Annotated in this window: 2 protein-coding genes and 2 pseudogenes; all 4 read left to right on the top strand. The window is 59.6% G+C overall.

Annotated elements, in window-relative coordinates; genetic code table 11:
* Window positions 1-73: pseudogene (locus tag EN745_RS37725) on the top strand (ferredoxin); the annotation flags it as partial.
* Entirely contained in the window at window positions 45-344 is a 300-nt protein-coding gene (locus EN745_RS37720; protein ID WP_095489379.1) for an exopolysaccharide production repressor protein, read from the top strand. The pseudogene EN745_RS37725 and the gene EN745_RS37720, both read left to right, overlap by 29 nt.
* Before the next feature lie 236 nt (window positions 345-580).
* Window positions 581-1,594 carry a 1-aminocyclopropane-1-carboxylate deaminase gene (locus EN745_RS33765; protein ID WP_024505903.1) on the top strand — a complete coding sequence of 338 codons (1,014 nt, stop codon included), beginning with the start codon at window positions 581-583 and terminating at the stop codon, window positions 1,592-1,594.
* 597 nt (window positions 1,595-2,191) lie between these two features.
* A pseudogene (locus EN745_RS37370) lies at window positions 2,192-2,289 on the top strand (TlpA family protein disulfide reductase); the annotation flags it as partial.

Here is a 2,289-nt window from a genome sequence, read left to right as displayed (position 1 = left end):
CTGCGGAGCCTGCGGCCGCGTCTGCCCCAAGAACTGCCAGACGCATGTTGCGGCCGACGAGCTCGCAACATGATCTGGCGAAAACCAGGGGAGCGGCGTGCACTTCATCTTTTTGTCGGCTCGTGGGGCTGGTCCTGTGCAGCAATGCGTCGATGGTTTACTTCGCTTTGGATTCGCTCCGTGTGGCAGTCGTCACGACGCTGGCCTGTTCGCTGCTGCTTCAGGCCGGCTCCTTCGGCCGCGTGCTCTTTCTGATCTGGCAGTCCTCTAGCCGCGCTCGTGGAACTCGCCACAGGGGCCAGCATGCCGATGGTTACAGGAAAGCTCGGGTACCAGTCGTCTGACTCTGATCAACTGCGGAATGCAATTTTCAGCTGTGTCCCGGCTTGGTCGAATGCCCAGCATGTGCTGCTGCTTTGATGCGCGGATGACAGGATCAGTGCTCAGACCCACACCAATTTTGGTCACCCTCTGATGACTGAGCTGATCGTATAGGGAATCTGTGTTCGGCTAACACGCGACCATACCCCTGGGCTGACCGGTGCGTAGCCGGTTCAGGTACTTTTTTGCTGGAGATAGCATGCTGGAAAAATTCGAACGTTATCCGCTCACCTTTGGACCCACGCCGATCGAGAGGCTCGACCGCCTCGGCAAGCATCTGGGCGACAAGGTGGAAATCTACGTCAAACGCGAGGACTGCAACTCCGGTCTCGCGTTCGGCGGAAACAAGCTGCGCAAGCTCGAATACATTGTGCCCGACGCGATCGCGTCAGATGCCGATACGCTCGTCACAATCGGTGGCGTGCAGTCCAACCATACGCGCATGGTCGCTGCGGTCGCCGCCAAGATCGGCATGAAATGCCTCCTGGTCCAGGAGAGCTGGGTCCCACATGATGATGCTGTCTACGACCGGGTCGGCAATATCCTCTTGAGCCGCATCATGGGGGCAGAGGTGCGCCTGGTTGACGAGGGCTTTGACATCGGCATCCGCCGCAGCTGGGAAAAGGCACTTTATGAAGTCAAGGCAAGGGGCGGCAGGCCATATGCGATACCTGCCGGCGCCTCTGTCCACAAATACGGCGGCCTGGGCTATGTGGGGTTCGCTGAGGAGGTGCGTGCCCAGGAAGAGCAGCTTGGGTTTGCCTTCGACTATATCGTCGTCTGTACGGTGACTGGTTCAACCCACGGCGGCATGCTCGTCGGGTTCGCCAAGGATGGTCGACAGCGCAACGTGATCGGTATCGATGCCTCCGCCATGCCCGCCAAGACCAAGGCGCAGGTGCTCGGCATCGCCCAAAATACAGCGAAGCTCGTCCACCTCGGAGCGGAAATTGTCGAGGCAGACGTGGTGTTGTTCATGGACTACGCGTACCCGGGTTATGGCGTTCCATCGGAGGAAACCAAAGAGGCAATCCGTTTGTGCGCGCGGCTCGAGGGCATGATTACGGACCCCGTTTACGAGGGCAAATCGATGCAAGGGATGATCGACCTCGTCCAGAGGGGCTTCTTTCCACAGGGATCGAGGGTCCTCTACGCACATCTAGGCGGCGCGCCGGCGATCAACGGGTACGGCTACACCTTTCGCAACGGCTGACGTTCGGCAGTCTGCGATTCCGCGGTCGCGCTCGAACGTGGGTAGGTAGCGTCGTTCGAGCGCTTGGCTGGAGAAGTGGAGGCAGCGACGGGCATCCACTAATTGGTACCATTACGTGCTGTCGGGGCTCAACGCCACGCGCATTGAGCGCATGCCGCCGTTGGCAACCGCGAGGCGAATTTTGACTCCGGGGCAAGAATCCACACGCGGCGGTGGCGGCACGAGGACCAAGCCGGCGAGTTCGCGCTTTCGAACTGGCGCCAAACTGCCACTGCTCGAGGACCGAGGCCAGTCTAATCACAGGCGAGCCGTCCAAGCTCTCAAGAGATAGGGCGAAACCCGACAGCGGCAGAAGACATGTCGGGTTCACGACAATCGGCCGCATTTAGCCTCGTGGAGAATTTCAAAGCATTTCCCGCCGCTTACCGGAGCTGAGGGAATTGGCACCTCCGTTGCAGCTTGATGTGCGGCAACACGGTGAGAGCTTCGCTGAAGCAAGCCAGAGGGAGCGATGCCCTCGAGACCGTGTCCGATTTTGACGGGAAAATATTCCGCGACAAAAGAGACGAAAGGTGTGGAATGACTTTGGACACCAAGATGGAACTGCGTATGGGGTCCCCGGCTCCTGCGATCAAAGTGGAGAACTGGCTGCGTGGCGAGCCCCTCACGAACTTTCGGCCCGGCAAGGTCTACCT

Source organism: Mesorhizobium sp. M4A.F.Ca.ET.022.05.2.1, assembly GCF_003998845.1.
Taxonomy (GTDB): domain Bacteria; phylum Pseudomonadota; class Alphaproteobacteria; order Rhizobiales; family Rhizobiaceae; genus Mesorhizobium.
Note: the sequence above shows the minus strand (reverse complement) of the source record. Positions and strands in the feature narration are given on the sequence as shown.

Excerpts from the sequence above, each read along its gene's own strand:
- EN745_RS37720 (WP_095489379.1), top strand. The coding sequence starts at position 45 with ATGTTGCGGCCGACGAGCTCGCAACATGATCTGGCGAAAACCAGGGGA.
- EN745_RS33765 (WP_024505903.1), top strand. The coding sequence starts at position 581 with ATGCTGGAAAAATTCGAACGTTATCCGCTCACCTTTGGACCCACGCCG.